A 16,008-nucleotide genomic window follows, 5' to 3' on the forward strand; every position below is an offset into this window, starting at 1 on the left:
TTATCGCTCGCGGGGGACCAGCAGCAGGCCGACGATGCTGGCGATCCCCGCCGCGCCCAGCACCGCGCCGACCGCGGACAAGCCGTGCGACACCGACAGTGCCTGGGCGATGCTGGGGGTCAGTCCGCCGCCGATCACCCCGCCGACATTGAACCCCATCGATGCGCCGGTATAGCGCACCCGCGCCGGGAACAGCGCGGGCAACCATGCGCCGAGCGGTCCGTAGACGAAGCCCATCATCAGCAGCGCGAACGACAGCCACGCGCCGATCACGAACAGCGATCCGCCGCCGACCATCGGCGCCAGCAGCACGCCAGCCAGCACCACGCCGACACAGCCGCCGGCAAGGACCCTGGCCGGGGTCGAGCGATCCGACAGCCATCCGGCAAGCGCGATGCCGATGGCCATGAACAGGATCGCGATCAGCTGGGTCTGGAGGAACGCGCTGCGGCTGTAGCCCAAGGCGGTCGTGCCGTAGCCGAGCACGAAGGTCGTCGCGATATAATAGAGCGCGAAACAGGCGACGACCCCGAACGTCCCGGCCAGCGTCGCGCGCAGATGCGCGCCGGCCAGTTCGGCGATCGGCACCGCGGCGGGCGCCTCCCGCTCCAGCGCCTTCGCGAAGGCCGGCGTTTCGTGGAGCTTCACCCGCACCCACAGGCCGAGGCCGACCAGCGCCGCGCTGAACAGGAACGGCAGGCGCCAGCCCCAGGCGGCGAAGTCGGCGTCGGACAGTGCAAGGCCGAGCAGCAGGAACAGCCCGTTGGCGGCTATGAACCCGACCGGCGCGCCCAGCTGCGGCACCATGCCGAACCGTCCGCGCCAGCCCGGCGGGGCGTTCTCGACCGCGAGCAATGCCGCCCCGCCCCATTCGCCGCCCAGCCCCAGCCCCTGCGCAAACCGCAACGTGCACAGCAGCAGCGGCGCGATCCAGCCGACCATGGCATAGGTCGGCAGGAACGCGATCAGCAGCGTCGACCCGCCCATCAGCATCAGCGATGCGACGAGGGTCGACTTGCGCCCCAGCCGGTCGCCGAAATGGCCGAACACCACCGCGCCGAGCGGTCGTGCGATGAAGGCGAGGCCGATCGACAGGTAGCTCGCCATCAGCTGCGCCGACGCGCTTTCCGACGGAAAGAACAGCGGTCCGAAGACCAGCGTCGCGGCGGTCGCGTAGATATAGAAGTCGTAGAATTCGACCGAGGTGCCGATCAGGCTGGCGATCAGGATGCGACGATGGACGCGCATGGGGTGCGGTTGGGTCATGCGCCCGCCTAGCAATTTGACGCTCCAAGGCAAGAAGCGTTCACACAGGCGCGTTGTCACGTAATTATAGGACCCTGTCCCATGCAGCTCGTGACCCCGGACTTGATCCGGGGTCCCGCTTCTCACTCCGGTTGCCAAAGAAGCGGGACCCCGGGTCAAGCCCGGGGTGACGACGGTGTTACTTCGCGCTGGCGAGCTTCACCGGCGTCAGCTGCGCGACCCGGACCTGCGCGTCGCGGTGCATTTCGCGGCGGCAACGGCCTTCATCGGCGACACCGCGCAGGCCGAAGGCGCGCGACCGGCACGCCCCGATCGCGGCACGATCGATACGCGCGTCGAGGATGCGGCGGCCTTCGGCGGTGCCGAGGTCGAGGCCGGCGATCGACACACGGGCGGTGACCGGCTCGCGCTGTTCGGCATGGGCGGCGGACGACAGGCAGGCGGCAACGGCCGCCGCGAGGACGATGAGACGGTTGGTCATGATAGCTCCTGCGAATGCGGTGCCCGTCGCGGCAGCGGTCGTCCGGGATGACGCCGCCGTCCACCGGCAGCCGCGCGATAGTCACCCAATGTTGCAACGCAGCGAAGCGATGATGGCAGGTTGATGACGGTTCTGAAACGATTTCCTTGCTTGTCGCTTTACGGTTCGTTCCCTACCTGTTCGACGATGTCCTCGCTTGCTCCCCCCGCCCCGACCCCGGCCGACGCCCCCTATCTGCGCGGCCTGAACGAACCGCAGCGCGATGCGGTACTGACCACCGACGGGCCGGTGCTGGTGCTGGCCGGCGCGGGCACGGGCAAGACCGCGGCGCTGACCGCCCGGCTGGCGCATCTGCTCTACACCCGGAAGGCCTATCCGTCCGAAATCCTGTCGGTGACCTTCACCAACAAGGCCGCGCGCGAAATGCGTGAGCGCGTCGCCCGGCTGGTCGGCGACATGGTGGAGGGGATGCCGTGGCTCGGCACCTTCCACGCGATCGGCGCGAAGATGCTCCGGCGCCATGCCGAACTGGTCGGGTTGCAGTCGAACTTCACCATCCTCGACACCGACGACCAGTTGCGGCTGCTGAAACAGTTGATCGTCGCCGCCAATCTCGACGAGAAGCGCTGGCCGGCGCGCAGCCTCGCCGGCCTGATCGACGGTTGGAAGAACAAGGGGATGACCCCCGCCGATGTCGATGCCGGGGAGAGTGAACGCTTCGCCAATGGCCGCGGTGGCGAGCTGTACCAGGAATATCAGGACCGGTTGAAGGCGGTGAACGCCTGCGACTTCGGCGATCTGCTGCTGCACGTGCTGACGATCCTGCGCACCAACCGCGAGGTGTTGCAGCAATATCAGCAGCGCTTTCGCTACATCATGGTCGACGAATATCAGGACACCAACAGCGTCCAGTATCTCTGGCTGCGATTGCTGGCGCAGGAGCGGCGCAATTTGTGCTGCGTCGGCGACGACGACCAGTCGATCTATTCGTGGCGCGGCGCGCAGGTCGAGAATATCCTTCGGTTCGAACGCGACTTTCCCGGTGCCAAGATCGTCCGGCTGGAACAGAATTACCGATCGACCCCGCATATCCTGGGCGCGGCATCGGGCGTGATCGCGCATAATGGCGGGCGGCTGGGCAAGACGCTGTGGACCGAGACCGATGTTGGCGAAAAGGTCCGCGTCATCGGTGTATGGGACGGGCCGGAAGAAGCGCGCCGCGTCGGCGAGATGATCGAGCGCGGCCAGCGTGATGGCAGGAATCTCGACCAGTTCGCGATCCTCGTCCGCGCGCAGCACCAGACGCGCGAGTTCGAAGAACGCTTTATCGGCATCGGCATGCCCTACCGGATCGTCGGCGGCTTCCGCTTCTACGAACGCGCCGAAATCCGCGATGCGCTGGCCTATCTGCGGGTCGTCAACCAGCCGGCGGACGATTTGGCGTTCGAACGGATCGTCAACGTGCCCAAGCGCGGACTGGGCGACAAGGCGGTGCAGACCATCCACCGCTTCGCGCGGGCGACCGGCAGTTCGCTGATGACCGCCGCCGCGCGCATCCTCGACACCGACGAACTGACCGGCGCGGCGCGCAAGTCGCTGGGGCGGCTGGTCGGCGATTTCGCGCGCTGGCGCGACATGGCGCAGGGCCTGCCGCATGCCGAACTGGCGCGGCAGTTGCTCGACGAAAGCGGCTATACCGCCATGTACCAGGCGGAAAAGACCGCCGAGGCTGCCGGGCGGCTGGAGAACCTGACCGAGCTCGTCCGCGCGATGGAGGAATATGAATCGCTCGGCGCGTTCTTGGAACACGTGTCGCTGGTCATGGACAACGAGGCATCGGCGGAGGAGCCGAAGGTCACGATCATGACGATCCACGCCGCCAAGGGGCTGGAGTTCGACACGGTGTTCTGCGTCGGGTGGGAAGAAGGGTTGTTCCCGTCGCAACGCTCGCTCGACGAGGGCGGCACCGCGTCGTTGGAGGAAGAACGCCGCCTCGCCTATGTCGCGATCACCCGCGCGCGGCGGCTGGCCGTGATCTTTCACGCTGCCAATCGCCGCATCTATGGACAGTGGAATTCGTCCCTGCCGTCGCGCTTCGTCGGCGAACTGCCTCCCGAGCATATCGAAACCGAGACGACGATGTCGGGCGGCGAGAGCCTGTGGCGGGCGAATTGGAGCGAGCGCGCCGACCCCTTCGCCGATGTCGCGCGTGGGACCGGGCGGGGGCCGGGGTGGCAGCGCGCGGCGTCGCAAGGCTCCACCTTCACCACCACCCCGTCGCGGGTGGTCGAGGCGCGGGCGAGTGCGATCAGCCTGGGCAACAAGGGCCGCAGCGACCTGTCGACCGGGCAACGCGTGTTCCATCAGAAATTCGGCTATGGCACGATCGAAACGATCGAAGGGAACAAGCTGGAAGTGTTGTTCGAGACGGCGGGACAGAAGCGCGTACTCGACAGCTTCGTGACACCGGGCTGAGGATTATCGTTACTGAACAGATGCTTAATCTGGATCAGCGACGCCTTTGGCATAACAGCGTAGACTATGGTCCGCCAGGTACACTGTACAGGAGGCCATGATGCCCACCGACAATATTACCTATTATCGCCGCCGGCTGGACGAGGCACGGCACCGCGCCAGCGAGGCGAGCCTGCCGGAAGTGCGGCGGGTCCATGCGGAGATGGCGGAACGCTACTCGGCGATTCTGCGCGATGCCGAACGGGGCATCGTCCGCCCGGTGCTGGGCATCGTTCCGCGCTGACCGTACGGTTGTCGTTCGGAGGCAACCGCGTCGCGGCTCGCTCGTTCACCGACGAGCAATTCGCAACGAGGACCGCGCCATGCCCTATGTAAAGACCCGTGACGGCACCAGCCTGTTCGTGAAAGACTGGGGACAGGGCCGCCCGGTCGTGCTGATCCATGGCTGGCCGCTGAGCGCCGACAGCTGGGACCCGCAGGCGATGGCGCTGGCCGATGCCGGATACCGCGTGATCGCCTATGACCGGCGCGGCTTCGGCCGGTCGGACCAGCCCTGGTCGGGCTATGACTATGACACGCTGTCGGACGATCTGGCCGATGTGCTGAAGGAAACCGGCGTCACCGACGACATCGCGCTGATCGGCTTCTCGATGGGTGGCGGCGAGGTTGCGCGCTATATGTCGCGCCATGGCGGCAAGGGCGTGACCCGGGCCGGCTTCATCGGATCGGTCGTGCCCTACATGCTCCAGACCGACGACAATCCCGACGGCGTGCCGCAGGACCAGCTTCAGGAGATCGCCGACAATATCAAGGCGGATCGCCCGAAATTCTTCCGCAGCTTCTTCGACCAGTTCTACGGCGTCGGCTTCATCACTAGCCCGGTGAGCGAGGAAGTGCTCGACCTGTCGTGGAACACCGCGATGCTGGCGGGCCTCAAGCCGACTCTAGCCTGTGCGGAATCGTTCGGGACGACCGATTTCCGCCCCGACCTGCCTTCGATCACCGTGCCCACGCTGGTGATCCACGGCACGTCGGATCAGACGGTGCCGATCGACGCGACAGGCCGCGCGTTGGCCAAGGCGCTGCCGAACGCCACGCTGATCGAATATGACGGCGCGCCGCATGGGCTGTTCGCCACCGAAAGCGACCGGCTGACCGAAGATCTGCTCAGCTTCCTGGGGAAATAAGCCGCCTCCCGCCCGTCGTCATTCCCGCGAAGGCGGGAATCCATAAGCGCTGACGGTCATGATGATCCTCAAGGTTGGCGCATATGGACCCCCGCCTTCGCGGGGGTGACGAACCAGGATGAAGCCACTACCCAACACCCCCCAAGCCGATCTGCATTGCCCCGCCCCGCCAGCGGACCTACACCCCGCCCCATGCGTACCACCCCCCACCCGTTATCGATCGGCCCGTTCCGCGCCTATTTCCTCGCGCGCCTGTCCAATACGTTGGCGCAGATCGCGATGGTCGTGGTCATCGGGTGGCAGGTGTACGACATCGCCCGCGAGACGATGACGATCAAGGAATCGGCGTTTCAGCTGGGCCTCATCGGCGTCGCGCAGTTCCTGCCGCTGCTGGTGCTGTCGCTGGTCGCCGGTTGGGTCGCCGACCGGGTCGATCGCCGCTGGATCGCGCGCGGATCGGTCGCGCTGGAGGGGGGCTGTGCGCTGCTGCTCGCCTGGCTGACCTATACCGGCGGGATCAGCCTGCCGTGGCTGTTCTTCGTCGCCGCGCTGCTGGGCGTCGCGCGTGCCTTTGCCGGGCCGGCGTTGCAGGCGCTCGCCCCCAACCTCGTCCCTGCCGCCGTACTGCCGACCGCCATCGCGATGAGTTCGATCGCGTGGCAGGGCGGATCGGTGCTGGGGCCGGCGATGGGCGGCTATCTCTACGCCTTCGCCCATTACCTGCCCTATGCGGTGTCGGCCGGGCTGTTCCTGTTCGGGCTGGTCATGCTGTTCCTGATCCCGCCGATCCCGCGTGCGGCGATCACCGGCAATATGAACCCGTGGCGGCAAATGCTCGACGGCCTCGCCTATGTCCGGCGCAACCGGCTGGTCTTTGGGGCGATCTCGCTCGATCTGTTCGCGGTGCTGCTGGGCGGGGCGACGGCGATGCTGCCGATCTATGCCCGCGACATCCTGCAGATCGGTGCGGACGGTCTCGGCCATCTGCGCGCCGCCCCGGCGCTGGGCGCGGTGGTCGTCGCGGCGGTGTTCGCGGTCAAGCCGCTGTCGAAGGATGTCGGCGCCAAGATGCTGCTGTCGGTGATGGGCTTCGGTGCGGCGACCGCGCTGTTCGGCCTGTCCGCGCCGTTGCTGATCCCGGTGTTCGGACCGGCGGCGATCGGCAGCGACTTCGCGCCCGCCGCGCTGCTCGCCCTCGTATCGCTGTTCGTCGTCGGCGCGACCGACATGGTATCGGTCTATGTCCGCCAGTCGCTGATCCAGCTACACACGCCCGATGCTATGCGCGGGCGGGTCGGCGCGGTGTCGACCCTGTTCGTGTCGGGGTCGAACGAGCTGGGCGAGGCGCGCTCCGGCTTTCTTGCCGCACTGGTCGGCCCGGTCGTCGCGGTCGCGGGCGGCGGGGTGCTGGCGATCGGCGTTACGATGCTATGGTCGCGCCTGTTCCCCGAACTGCGCGCCGCGCGGAGCTTTACGCCGCCCGAAGATTTGGAAGTCATCCCAAAGGAGACACAGCCATGAAGGCCGATACCATCCTGCAAACCATCGGGAATACGCCGCACGTCCGCGTCCGCCGGCTGTTCGGCGATGCCGAGGTGTGGATCAAGTCCGAACGTTCCAACCCCGGCGGGTCGATCAAGGACCGTATCGCGCTGGCCATGATCGAGGCGGCGGACGCCTCCGGCGAATTGAAGCCCGGTGGCACGATCATCGAACCGACCAGTGGCAATACCGGCGTCGGCTTGGCGATGGTCGCGGCGGTCAAGGGATACAAGCTGATACTGGTCATGCCGGAAAGCATGAGCATCGAGCGTCGCCGCCTGATGCTGGCCTATGGTGCGACCTTCGACCTGACGCCCCGTGAAAAGGGGATGAAGGGCGCGATCGAGCGCGCGCATGAACTTGCCGCCGAAACGCAGGACGCGTGGATTCCGCAGCAGTTCGAAAATCCGGCGAACATCGACGTCCATGTTCGCACGACCGCGCAGGAAATCCTGAACGACTTCGCCGATGCGCCGATCGACGTCATCATCACCGGCGTCGGCACCGGCGGCCACATCACCGGCGTCGCCGAAACGCTTAAGGAAAAATGGCCGAACCTGAAGGTCTTCGCGGTCGAACCCGAACTCTCGCCGGTCATTTCGGGCGGGCAGCCGGGGCCGCACCCGATCCAGGGCATCGGCGCGGGCTTCGTGCCGGCCAACCTCCACACCCGTGCGATCGACGGCGTCATCAAGGTCGATGCAGGCGTGGCGAAGGACATGGCGCGGCGGTCGGCGCGCGAGGAAGGGATGCTGGTCGGCATCTCGTCCGGCGCCACGCTGGCGGCGATCCTGCAGAAGCTGCCAGACCTGCCCGACGGCGTGCGCGTGCTGGGCTTCAATTACGACACCGGCGAGCGCTATCTGTCGGTGCCGGACTTCCTGCCCGAACAGTAAGCGGCTAGGCGCGCTTCCAAACTCCGTTCGCTTCGAGCGGAGGATCGAGCTTGTCGAGATCCGCAGTCGAGAAGGCGCCGCTGGCGCGAAGTTCTCGACGGACGTTTCTCGACAGGCTCGAAACTGCTCGAACCGAACGGGTAATTTGTGGCGCATTCAGTAACCGACGCAACGCCGACCCGAAGCGGCATCCGCACCGGATCGACCGCACTCGACGGCGTGCTCGTCGCGCTGTCGCTCGCCGCTGCGGTGATCCCCGCCGTCATCGTCGAGCGCGTGCCGCCGATCCGCGTCGAACCCCGCATCGCGGCCGGCCAGCGTGGCGCTGCCGCCCCTGCCACAGGTCCCGCCATTCCCCCGCCCCCGGTCGAACCGGCCGAGTTCCGCAACCTGCCGCCTGACGGGGCGCGCGCGTTCAACGCCACCGTGCCGTTCTTCGACGGCCCCAACCCGGCGGCGCGTCCGTTCCGCTTCGCCGGCGATGCCGAGAACCGCGCCCGCGCCACCGACTGCCTTGCCGCCGCCGTCCTGTACGAAGCGGGCGACGATACCAAGGGGCAGCGTGCCGTCGCGCAGGTCGTGCTGAACCGCGTCCGCCACCCCGCCTTTCCGGCGAGCGTGTGCGGCGTCGTCTTCCAGGGATCGGAACGCCGTACCGGGTGTCAGTTCACCTTCACCTGCGACGGCGCGCTCGCCCGCGCCTACCCCGAAGCTTTCTGGGAACGCGCGCGCAAGGTCGCGGCGGCGGCGCTGTCGGGCAGCGTCTATGCGCCGGTCGGCTATGCCACCCATTATCACACCGACTGGGTCGTCCCCTATTGGCAGTCGAGCCTGTCGAAGATCGCGGCGGTCGACACGCATCTGTTCTTCCGCTGGGCCGGGTGGTGGGGCACCCCCGGCGCGTTCCGACAGGCGGCGCGGGGCGAGGAACCGCGCATCGGGCAACTCACCCCCTATTCGGATGTCCACAAGCTGCCCGAAGTGCTGGCGGTCGAACAGGAGGCCGGATTGCTGGCGGCACGCTTTGCCGGCGGATCGCTGCCACGCCCCAGCAGCGACGATCCCGACACGTTCCTCGTCGCGCTTGACGGCGCCGGATCGCCGGAGGGCTGGCCGGCGCTGGCCGCCGCCGCGTGCGGCGACCGGGTGCGCTGCAAGTTCCTCGGCTGGCGCGACCGGGCGGCGGTGCCGGCGCAGGTCGCCGCCGCCAACGAACCCGCAGCGGTCGAGGCGATGTCGTTCGGCTATTTCCGCGACCGGACCCAGTCGATCGAGCGCCGCCTGTGGAATTGCCAGCAGGTATCGCGCCCGGCGGCGGAGTGCATGCGCCGGGCGGTCGCGCCCCCGCCCCCGCCGCCGCCCGCTACACCAGTGCGAGCCGATCCGGCCGGACCCGCGCCGCTGGCCGGCGTCCGGCGGCGGACCGAACCGACGGCCGTTCCTTCACCCGTTCCGCAATAGCGCCCGCGCCAGCGAATAGGCGTCCTCGACCGCCAGATCGGAAATGTCCGGCCGCCCGATCCCCTTCGCCCCGGCAGTGTCGACCCGCACCGTCGCGATGCCGAGCAGCCGTTGCAGCGGCGAGCGGGTGACCGATACGCTTTGGATGTTCGACAGCGGCACGATCCATGCCCGCTGGGACAGCACGCCGCGCATGACCTGCAACGTGGTGCCGACGATCGCATAGCGATGCCGCCGCCGCGCCAGCAGCGCGCTGACCACCGGGATTGCCACCAACGGCAGCGCAAGGCCCGCGAGCGGCAGGAACCAGCAGGCGATGGCCACCCCGACCAGCGGCACCCCGCCGCGCAGCAACGCCGCCCGCACGACATGGCCGAAGGCGACCGGTCGCAACGGCAGCGGATCGAACGGCGGATAGCCTGCTGCCGCCAGTACCCGCGTCACCTCCTCGTCGCGCGCGAACGGCGCGACCTGTTGCCGCCCACCGGCATCGTCGCTGCCGCCCAGCGTCTGCAACCGCAGGCTCGACCAGCCCAGCCGCCCGCTGACCATGCCGCGCTCGATCAGCGCCAGCTGGATGCGGCGCAGGCTGACCACCACCTCGGTCCGGGTGGTCAGGCCGCGCACGCGGCGCAGCCGGTCGCCCTCGCGCTCCAGTCGAAAGCCATGTTCGATGAAGAAGGTCCGCGCCACGCCGCTGATCGCACCGATGACCAGCGCGGCGACGGCGGCGAGCAGCGCGAACAGCGGCGTCGCCAGCGCCATCGCCTCGCGCCGGGCCATCCCCGCCCAGTCGCGCCAGATATCCCGGTCGAACCCGATCAGATCGCCGACCTGGTTGATCGCGGCGAACAGCACGCCGACCCAGACCAGCGAGAAGCCGAACAGGCCCATGGTCAGCACGCGGCGACCGTCCATCGCGAACACCGTATCGCGCACCGGCGCCTGCTCGACCGCTTCGGCGACCGGCGCATCCCGCCCGCGCAACACCGCTCGCAACCGCGCGGCTTCGGCCAGCGACACGCTGTCGAGCGACGCCTCGTCCGCCTCGCCGCCGCCGGTTTCGATTCTCACCCGCGCCAGCCCGAACAGGCGGGCCAGCAGTTTCTGGTCGATCGACACGTCCTGGATGCGTTCGAACGGGATCGACCGGCGGTTGCGGTGCAGGATGCCGTCGGCGATCACCAGTTCGCCGTCCGCAATGCGATAGGTGAATGACCGCCAGCGCAACCATGTGACCAGTCCCGCCCCGACCAGTACCAGCGCCGCGACCCCGGCCATCACCAGCCACCCGCCGCGCGACGCCGCTGCCGATAGCGCGACCAGCCCCGCGATATTCTGCGGCGCCTTGATAACGATCCGCAGCGCGATGGTCCCGGGATGCAGCCGCCGCGCCGCATCGCGCGCGCTCACCATGGCGATGCGCCGATCGCGGCGCGGATGCGGTCGCGTACCCCCTCCGCCGCCGCGCGCGACAGGCCGGGCACCGCGACCCGGCTGTTGTCGGTGCCGGCCGTGTGCAGCACCACCGTCGCGACACCGCAGGCACGTTCGATCGGCCCCTGCGACAGGTCGATATGCTGCACCCGCCCGATCGGCACGACGGTATGCACCCGCATCAGCCAGCCATGCGCCACCTGCAGCTCCCGATCGTCGAGCGCGAAGCCCCAATGCGCGAACTTGCGCGCCGGCGCGACGAAGGTCAGCCACGCGCCCAGCACGAGCGCGGGGACGACGGCCAAGCCGTTCTGCACTCCCTGATCGGCGAGGATCAACTCGCCGACCCCGCCGACCGCTAGCAGGACCAACGCCTTGATCGCCCCCCGCCACCGCAGGACGTTCAGGAACCGGCGGTCGAGGGTGCCAAGCACAGGGGTATCATCCATGGCGGGTGTGATAGGGGCGCAATACGGCCCGCTCAAGCGAATCCCGCCTATGCTCTTGTGCACGCGGCGCGGCGGGGCCATAGCGCGCGGCAATATTGTGCAGTCGAGGGCTATCCATGAAACTCCGCATCGTCGTGACGCTCAAGAACGGCGTACTCGATCCGCAGGGCAAGGCGATCGAACACGCGCTGGCCTCGCTCGGCTTTGCGGGTGTCGGCGAAGCCCGTGTCGGCAAGCTGATCGAGCTGGAGGTCGCGGACGACACCGACGACGCGACGATCGACGCGATGTGCCGCAAGCTGCTGGCCAACACGGTCATCGAAAACTACCGGGTCGAACGGGCATGAAGACCGCCGTCATCGTCTTTCCGGGGTCGAATTGCGACCGCGACATCGCCGTCGCGCTGGAATCGGTCACCGGCACCGCGCCGACGATGGTGTGGCACCGCGACACCGACCTGCCGAGTGATATCGGTCTGGTCGCGGTGCCCGGCGGCTTTTCCTATGGCGACTATCTGCGCTCCGGCGCGATCGCGGCCCGGTCACCGGTCATGCGCGCGGTCGTCGATGCGGCGGGCAAGGGGTTGCCCGTGCTCGGCATCTGCAACGGTTTCCAGATCCTGACCGAAGCCGGCCTGCTGCCCGGCGCGCTGATGCGCAATCGCGGGCTGTCGTTCGTGTGCCGCGACGTCGCGCTGACGGTCGGCGACACCCGCTCGGCCTTCACCAGCGGCTATCGCGCAGGCGACACGATCCGCGTGCCCGTGGCGCATCATGACGGTAACTACACCGCCGACGACGCCACGCTCGACCGGATCGAGGGCGAGGGACAGGTCGCGTTCCGCTATGCCGAACCGGTCAACGGATCGGCCCGCGACATTGCGGGCCTCGTCAACGACGCCGGCAACGTGCTGGGCATGATGCCGCACCCCGAACGCCGCATCGAAGCCGCCCATGGCGGCCGCGACGGCCGCGCGCTGTTCGAAGGGCTGCTGGCCAAGGTCGGCGCATAAGCCCTACCCGATAGCGGCAAAGTTCAGGGAATATGCATAGGTCCGCAATTCGACGTTACCGGCCCGTCGAGTTGCGGCCCGAATACGATCGGAAAAAGAACCAGCGACCAGCATAGCCCGGACCGGCTGGCCCTGCTCTTGCTCAATGTCATAAGCATAGGCGAGAAGTTGTTCGAGCGCACCAGCGGGGCATTTGCCGGGCTTCAGCTCGATCACGACCGTCCGTCCATGCGCATCACGGGCCAATATATCGATACGGCCCGTTGCAACGCTGACTTCGACGCCGTTGTCGATAGCAATCAGGCCCGCCTCCAAGGCTGACAGTTGCTGTCGAACCTGAGTTTGCATCTCGCGCTCGCGCAGGAAATTCGCGTCCGCGACAATCACATCGGCAAGGTCGGTAACGACGTCCGTTACGGGTGGTGCCATGTCGTCCTCGACACCGTCCGACGCTTTTTCCAGCCGATAGAGCGAGTATCGTTTGAGGACCGATCGGGCGTGCGAGCGATAGGTCGCAAACGGCTCCTTGTCGGTGTCCTTCGCCCATTGCGCCACCGCCTCCAGTCCCTGCGACAGCAATGCCTCATCCAAGCCGCCAATAGCCTGGTCGATCCTGTTCAGAAAAGATCGATAGGTGTCGCACGCATTCTTCGACGCACCGACAGTGTTGGCGAAATAGTCGTTGAAGCCGGCCTTGTCGTACACGCTACGCTCCCTTGTTCGAAAACGGCGAGAAGTCGGTCGCGGTGTCGAAGATCTCGACGCCCTCGCGCCGCTTCAGCCACCCGACTACGATGTAGGTCAGCGGCGTCAGCACCACTTCCCATGCGACCTTCATCGCCCAGTTGGTGACCATCACCGTCACCACCTGCTGCGTCGGCCAGACATAGAGGAACGCCAGCGGATAGAAGATCGCGCTGTCGACCGCCTGTCCCACCACCGTCGACCCGATGGTGCGGGTCCATAGCGCCTTGCCGTCGGTCCACACCTTCATGCGCGCCAGCACATAGGCGTTGACGAACTCCCCCGCCCAGAAGGCGGCGATCGACGCGAACACGATGCGCGGCACCTGTCCGAACACCGCTTCATAGGCGCCCTGCCCGGTCCAGTCGGCGGCCGGCGGCATGGCGACCACCGCCCACGACATGAACGCCATGAACAACAGCGCGGCGAACCCGACCCAGATGCAGCGTCGCGCATGGGCATAGCCATAGACCTCGGTCAGCACATCGCCGATGACATAGGATACCGGAAAGAACAGGATACCTGCGCCGAACACGAACGGCGTACCGGCGATATCGATCGCCGCGACCTTCCCCGCGCCGATGATGTTCGACAGCAGCAGGATGGTGACGAACGCCGCCATCACCAGATCGAAATGCCGAAACCCGCGTTCGGGAACGGCGCTGGCCTCGACACGGTGCAGGACGGGATCGGCAGCTTCTTGCATGACGGCGTTATGATAGCGGTTCCGCTTCGCCGCAATGCGCGCTAACGAAGCGCCGGGCACCCGTAGCTCAGCTGGATAGAGCAAGGAGCTTCTACCTCCTTGGTCGGGGGTTCGAATCCCTCCGGGTGCGCCATTCCCACAGGATGCATGAACGCCGTCTCCTAGCGCAGCGGACGGTTGACGGCGTGGTCGAACCACCGCAAGGCAATGTTACAACGTAACAGGGAACGATCGTGCTTCATTCAGTCCGGGCAGCCGTGGCGCTGCTCCCGCTCTTGTCCTGCGCCCTCCCGGCCCATGCCCGCGCTCCGGAAGAACCACCCGTCGGCGACGTCGCGGCCGACAGCGACAAGGACGAGATCGTCGTGCTGGGCACGCGACGCGCCGGACAGGATCGCACGCTGTCGTCGGATGCCGCGACGCAGATCATGTCGCAATCGAGCCGGTCGGTCGAACGCGACCTGCTGACCGCCGCCGGGGCCTATCGGCTGTCCGATGCCCTCGAACTGGTCAGCGGGATCAGCAACCAGAACAACCGCGGCGGGGTGATGGACAATTTCGCCATCCGGGGCTTTCTGGGCACGCCCGATGGCGGCGCGGAATATTATGTCGACGGCTTCCTCGCCAATCGCGGGATGGGTCCGCCGCGCGATCCGGCGACGACCGAGCGGGTGGAGTTGTTGAAGGGGCCGGCGGGCGCGCTGTTCGGCGACATCGACCCGGCGGGCCGGGTCAACATCGTCAGCAAAACGCCGGGCTTCACCCCCGCCGCCTATGCCACCTTCACCTACGGATCGTTCGGCACCCGCCGGGTCGAGGTCGACGCCACCGGGCCGATCAGCGCCACGCTGGCCGGGCGGATCGTCGTCGCGGCCGAGGATTCGGACGGCTGGCGCGATTTCGTCCAGATGGAGCGGCAGGTGGTCGCCCCGTCGCTGACGTGGCGACCGTCCGACGCGGTGCGCCTGACCTATATCGGGGAGATCACGCGCTTCGACACGCTGTTCGACCGCGGCATTCCCGCGATCCGCGGCGATGCCAATGCGGTGCGCCGGTCGGCCTATTTCGGCGAGCCGAATGACGGCCTGACCCATTTCCGCAACCAGCGGCATCAGCTGACCGGCCTGTTCGACCTTGGCAACGACTGGTCGATCAATGGCGGCGTGGTGTGGCGGAGCGGTACGCTGAAAGGGCTGTCGTCCGATCAGTCGCGTCTGGTCGGCGACCGGACGCTGTGGCGGCAGCGGCGTTCGCGCGACTTCGCGGTCGACGACTGGTCGGCGCGGGTCGAGCTGGCGGGCCGGATCGGCAGTCACCGTCCGAGCGTCGGCATGAAAGGCTATGTGCTCGATTATGCCGAACGCTGGATGCGCCGCAATCCGGGCCACCCGGCGACCGGCGGCAATCCCTATGCCATTGATGTGTTCGATCCCGTCTATGGCCAGACGCCGCCCGTCCTGCTGCCCTTCACCAACAACCGCGAGCAGCGCTGGGCCGGGACGCTCTATGCGCAGGACCTGTGGGAGGCGACCGACCGGCTGACGCTGGGCGGCGGCGTGCGGTTCGATGCCTATCGTCAGCGCATCCTCAACCGCAATACCGGCGGGATCGGTCGAACCGTCGACCAGCCGTTCAACTTCCGTCTGGAGGCGAAATATCAGGCGACCGACGCGATCGCGGTCCATGCGAACTGGGGCGAGAATTTCGTCCTCAATTCGGGCACCGATCGCTTTGCCCAGGGTTTCGCGCCGGAAACGGGCAAGGGCTATGAAGTCGGCATCGCCGGACGCTGGCCCGGGATCGACGTCGCCGCGACATGGTTCGATATCCGCAAGAGCGGCATCCTGACCAACGATCCGGTCGACAGCAACTTCCTGGCGCCGGTCGGGAATTTGCGGAGCCGGGGGATCGAGTTCGACGGATCGGTGAAGATCGGCCCGCATTGGCAGATCGTCGGCAACTATGCCTGGACCCATGCGCGGGTCGACGATTCCGCCTTTCCGACCGACCATGCGCTGAACGTGCCCGATCATAACGGCACGCTCTTCGCGCTCGGCCGCTTCCTCGACGATGGCGGGCGCGGCGTGTCGGTCAGTGCCGGGCTCAGCTATGTCGGCGACCGGGCCGGATCGATCGAGCGCGATTATGTCGTGCTGCCCGCCTATGTGAAGGCCAAGGCGGCGGTCGAGTACGCGCTGTCGCCGCGCCTGACGCTGCGCGCGGAGGCGGACAATCTGTTCGACGAACGCTATGCGCAGAGTTCGTACAGCCGGGTGTGGATCTTCCCCGGACAGCCCCGCATCGTACGGCTGTCGGTGCGGGTGGCGTCGTAACGCCACCCTGCCCCGTCGC

General features: G+C 67.3%; 15 protein-coding genes and 1 tRNA gene. 10 read left to right on the forward strand and 6 right to left on the reverse strand.

Features of this window, described 5'->3' with window-relative positions; all coding sequences use genetic code 11:
- Together CA237_RS02315 and CA237_RS02320 are read right to left on the reverse strand one after the other, a co-directional pair.
- On the reverse strand, positions 1-1,266 hold the full coding sequence (locus CA237_RS02315) for an MFS transporter (RefSeq protein ID WP_206432936.1): 1,266 nt from the start codon (positions 1,264-1,266) through the stop codon (positions 1-3).
- Positions 1,267-1,444: 178 nt separating this feature from the next.
- Complete coding sequence (locus tag CA237_RS02320) at positions 1,445-1,747, reverse strand: UrcA family protein (protein ID WP_066686680.1); 303 nt, start codon at positions 1,745-1,747, stop codon at positions 1,445-1,447.
- 186 nt (positions 1,748-1,933) lie between these two features.
- On the opposite strand from CA237_RS02320, the gene CA237_RS02325 reads away from it, so the two are divergent.
- From CA237_RS02325 to CA237_RS02350, 6 genes are all read left to right on the forward strand, one after another.
- Positions 1,934-4,222 (forward strand): UvrD-helicase domain-containing protein, encoded by a 2,289-nt coding sequence (locus CA237_RS02325; protein ID WP_066686678.1) that lies wholly within the window; start codon positions 1,934-1,936, stop codon positions 4,220-4,222.
- A 100-nt stretch (positions 4,223-4,322) separates the two neighbouring features.
- The gene (locus tag CA237_RS02330) at positions 4,323-4,505 is read left to right on the forward strand and encodes a hypothetical protein (RefSeq protein ID WP_126012629.1); all 183 of its coding nucleotides are present in this window, start codon (positions 4,323-4,325) and stop codon (positions 4,503-4,505) included.
- A gap of 79 nt (positions 4,506-4,584) precedes the next feature.
- On the forward strand, positions 4,585-5,409 hold the full coding sequence (locus CA237_RS02335) for an alpha/beta hydrolase (protein WP_066686672.1): 825 nt from the start codon (positions 4,585-4,587) through the stop codon (positions 5,407-5,409).
- A 192-nt stretch (positions 5,410-5,601) separates the two neighbouring features.
- Positions 5,602-6,930, forward strand: a complete 1,329-nt coding sequence (locus tag CA237_RS02340; RefSeq protein ID WP_066686669.1) for an MFS transporter — start codon at positions 5,602-5,604, stop codon at positions 6,928-6,930.
- Positions 6,927-7,847 carry a cysteine synthase A gene (cysK, locus tag CA237_RS02345; protein WP_126012632.1) on the forward strand — a complete coding sequence of 307 codons (921 nt, stop codon included), beginning with the start codon at positions 6,927-6,929 and terminating at the stop codon, positions 7,845-7,847. The genes CA237_RS02340 and cysK overlap by 4 nt, the downstream gene beginning before the upstream one ends.
- A 147-nt stretch (positions 7,848-7,994) precedes the next feature.
- On the forward strand, positions 7,995-9,308 hold the full coding sequence (locus CA237_RS02350) for a cell wall hydrolase (protein ID WP_241215412.1): 1,314 nt from the start codon (positions 7,995-7,997) through the stop codon (positions 9,306-9,308).
- Here CA237_RS02350 and CA237_RS02355 read toward each other — a convergent pair.
- Together CA237_RS02355 and CA237_RS02360 are read right to left on the reverse strand one after the other, a co-directional pair.
- Positions 9,291-10,724 (reverse strand): PH domain-containing protein, encoded by a 1,434-nt coding sequence (locus tag CA237_RS02355; RefSeq protein WP_126012635.1) that lies wholly within the window; start codon positions 10,722-10,724, stop codon positions 9,291-9,293. The two genes, CA237_RS02350 and CA237_RS02355, sit on opposite strands and share 18 nt — an antisense overlap.
- Positions 10,718-11,179, reverse strand: a complete 462-nt coding sequence (locus CA237_RS02360) for a PH domain-containing protein (RefSeq protein ID WP_164523811.1) — start codon at positions 11,177-11,179, stop codon at positions 10,718-10,720. Before CA237_RS02360 ends, CA237_RS02355 begins: the two co-directional genes overlap by 7 nt.
- Positions 11,180-11,310: 131 nt before the next feature.
- Here CA237_RS02360 and purS point away from each other — a divergent pair, with 131 nt between their 5' ends.
- The gene (gene purS, locus CA237_RS02365) at positions 11,311-11,541 is read left to right on the forward strand and encodes a phosphoribosylformylglycinamidine synthase subunit PurS (RefSeq protein ID WP_066686659.1); all 231 of its coding nucleotides are present in this window, start codon (positions 11,311-11,313) and stop codon (positions 11,539-11,541) included.
- On the forward strand, positions 11,538-12,206 hold the full coding sequence (gene purQ, locus CA237_RS02370) for a phosphoribosylformylglycinamidine synthase subunit PurQ (RefSeq protein WP_066686656.1): 669 nt from the start codon (positions 11,538-11,540) through the stop codon (positions 12,204-12,206). The genes purS and purQ overlap by 4 nt, the downstream gene beginning before the upstream one ends.
- Positions 12,207-12,209: 3 nt before the next feature.
- Here purQ and CA237_RS02375 read toward each other — a convergent pair whose 3' ends face one another.
- Together CA237_RS02375 and CA237_RS02380 are read right to left on the reverse strand one after the other, a co-directional pair.
- A complete protein-coding gene (locus tag CA237_RS02375; protein WP_066686653.1) occupies positions 12,210-12,911 on the reverse strand; it encodes an endonuclease NucS domain-containing protein in 702 nt (233 codons plus the stop codon).
- A 1-nt stretch (position 12,912) separates the two neighbouring features.
- Entirely contained in the window at positions 12,913-13,656 is a 744-nt protein-coding gene (locus CA237_RS02380; RefSeq protein ID WP_066686651.1) for a queuosine precursor transporter, read from the reverse strand.
- Between the two features lie 56 nt (positions 13,657-13,712).
- Here CA237_RS02380 and CA237_RS02385 point away from each other — a divergent pair.
- Both CA237_RS02385 and CA237_RS02390 read left to right on the forward strand, forming a co-directional pair.
- Positions 13,713-13,789, forward strand: a tRNA-Arg gene (locus CA237_RS02385).
- Positions 13,790-13,889: 100 nt separating this feature from the next.
- Positions 13,890-15,989 (forward strand): TonB-dependent siderophore receptor, encoded by a 2,100-nt coding sequence (locus CA237_RS02390; RefSeq protein WP_241215413.1) that lies wholly within the window; start codon positions 13,890-13,892, stop codon positions 15,987-15,989.
- Positions 15,990-16,008: the final 19 nt, after the last annotated feature.

It is taken from the genome of Sphingomonas sp. ABOLH (assembly GCF_003951715.1).
In the GTDB taxonomy this organism is placed as follows: domain Bacteria; phylum Pseudomonadota; class Alphaproteobacteria; order Sphingomonadales; family Sphingomonadaceae; genus Sphingomonas; species Sphingomonas hankookensis_A.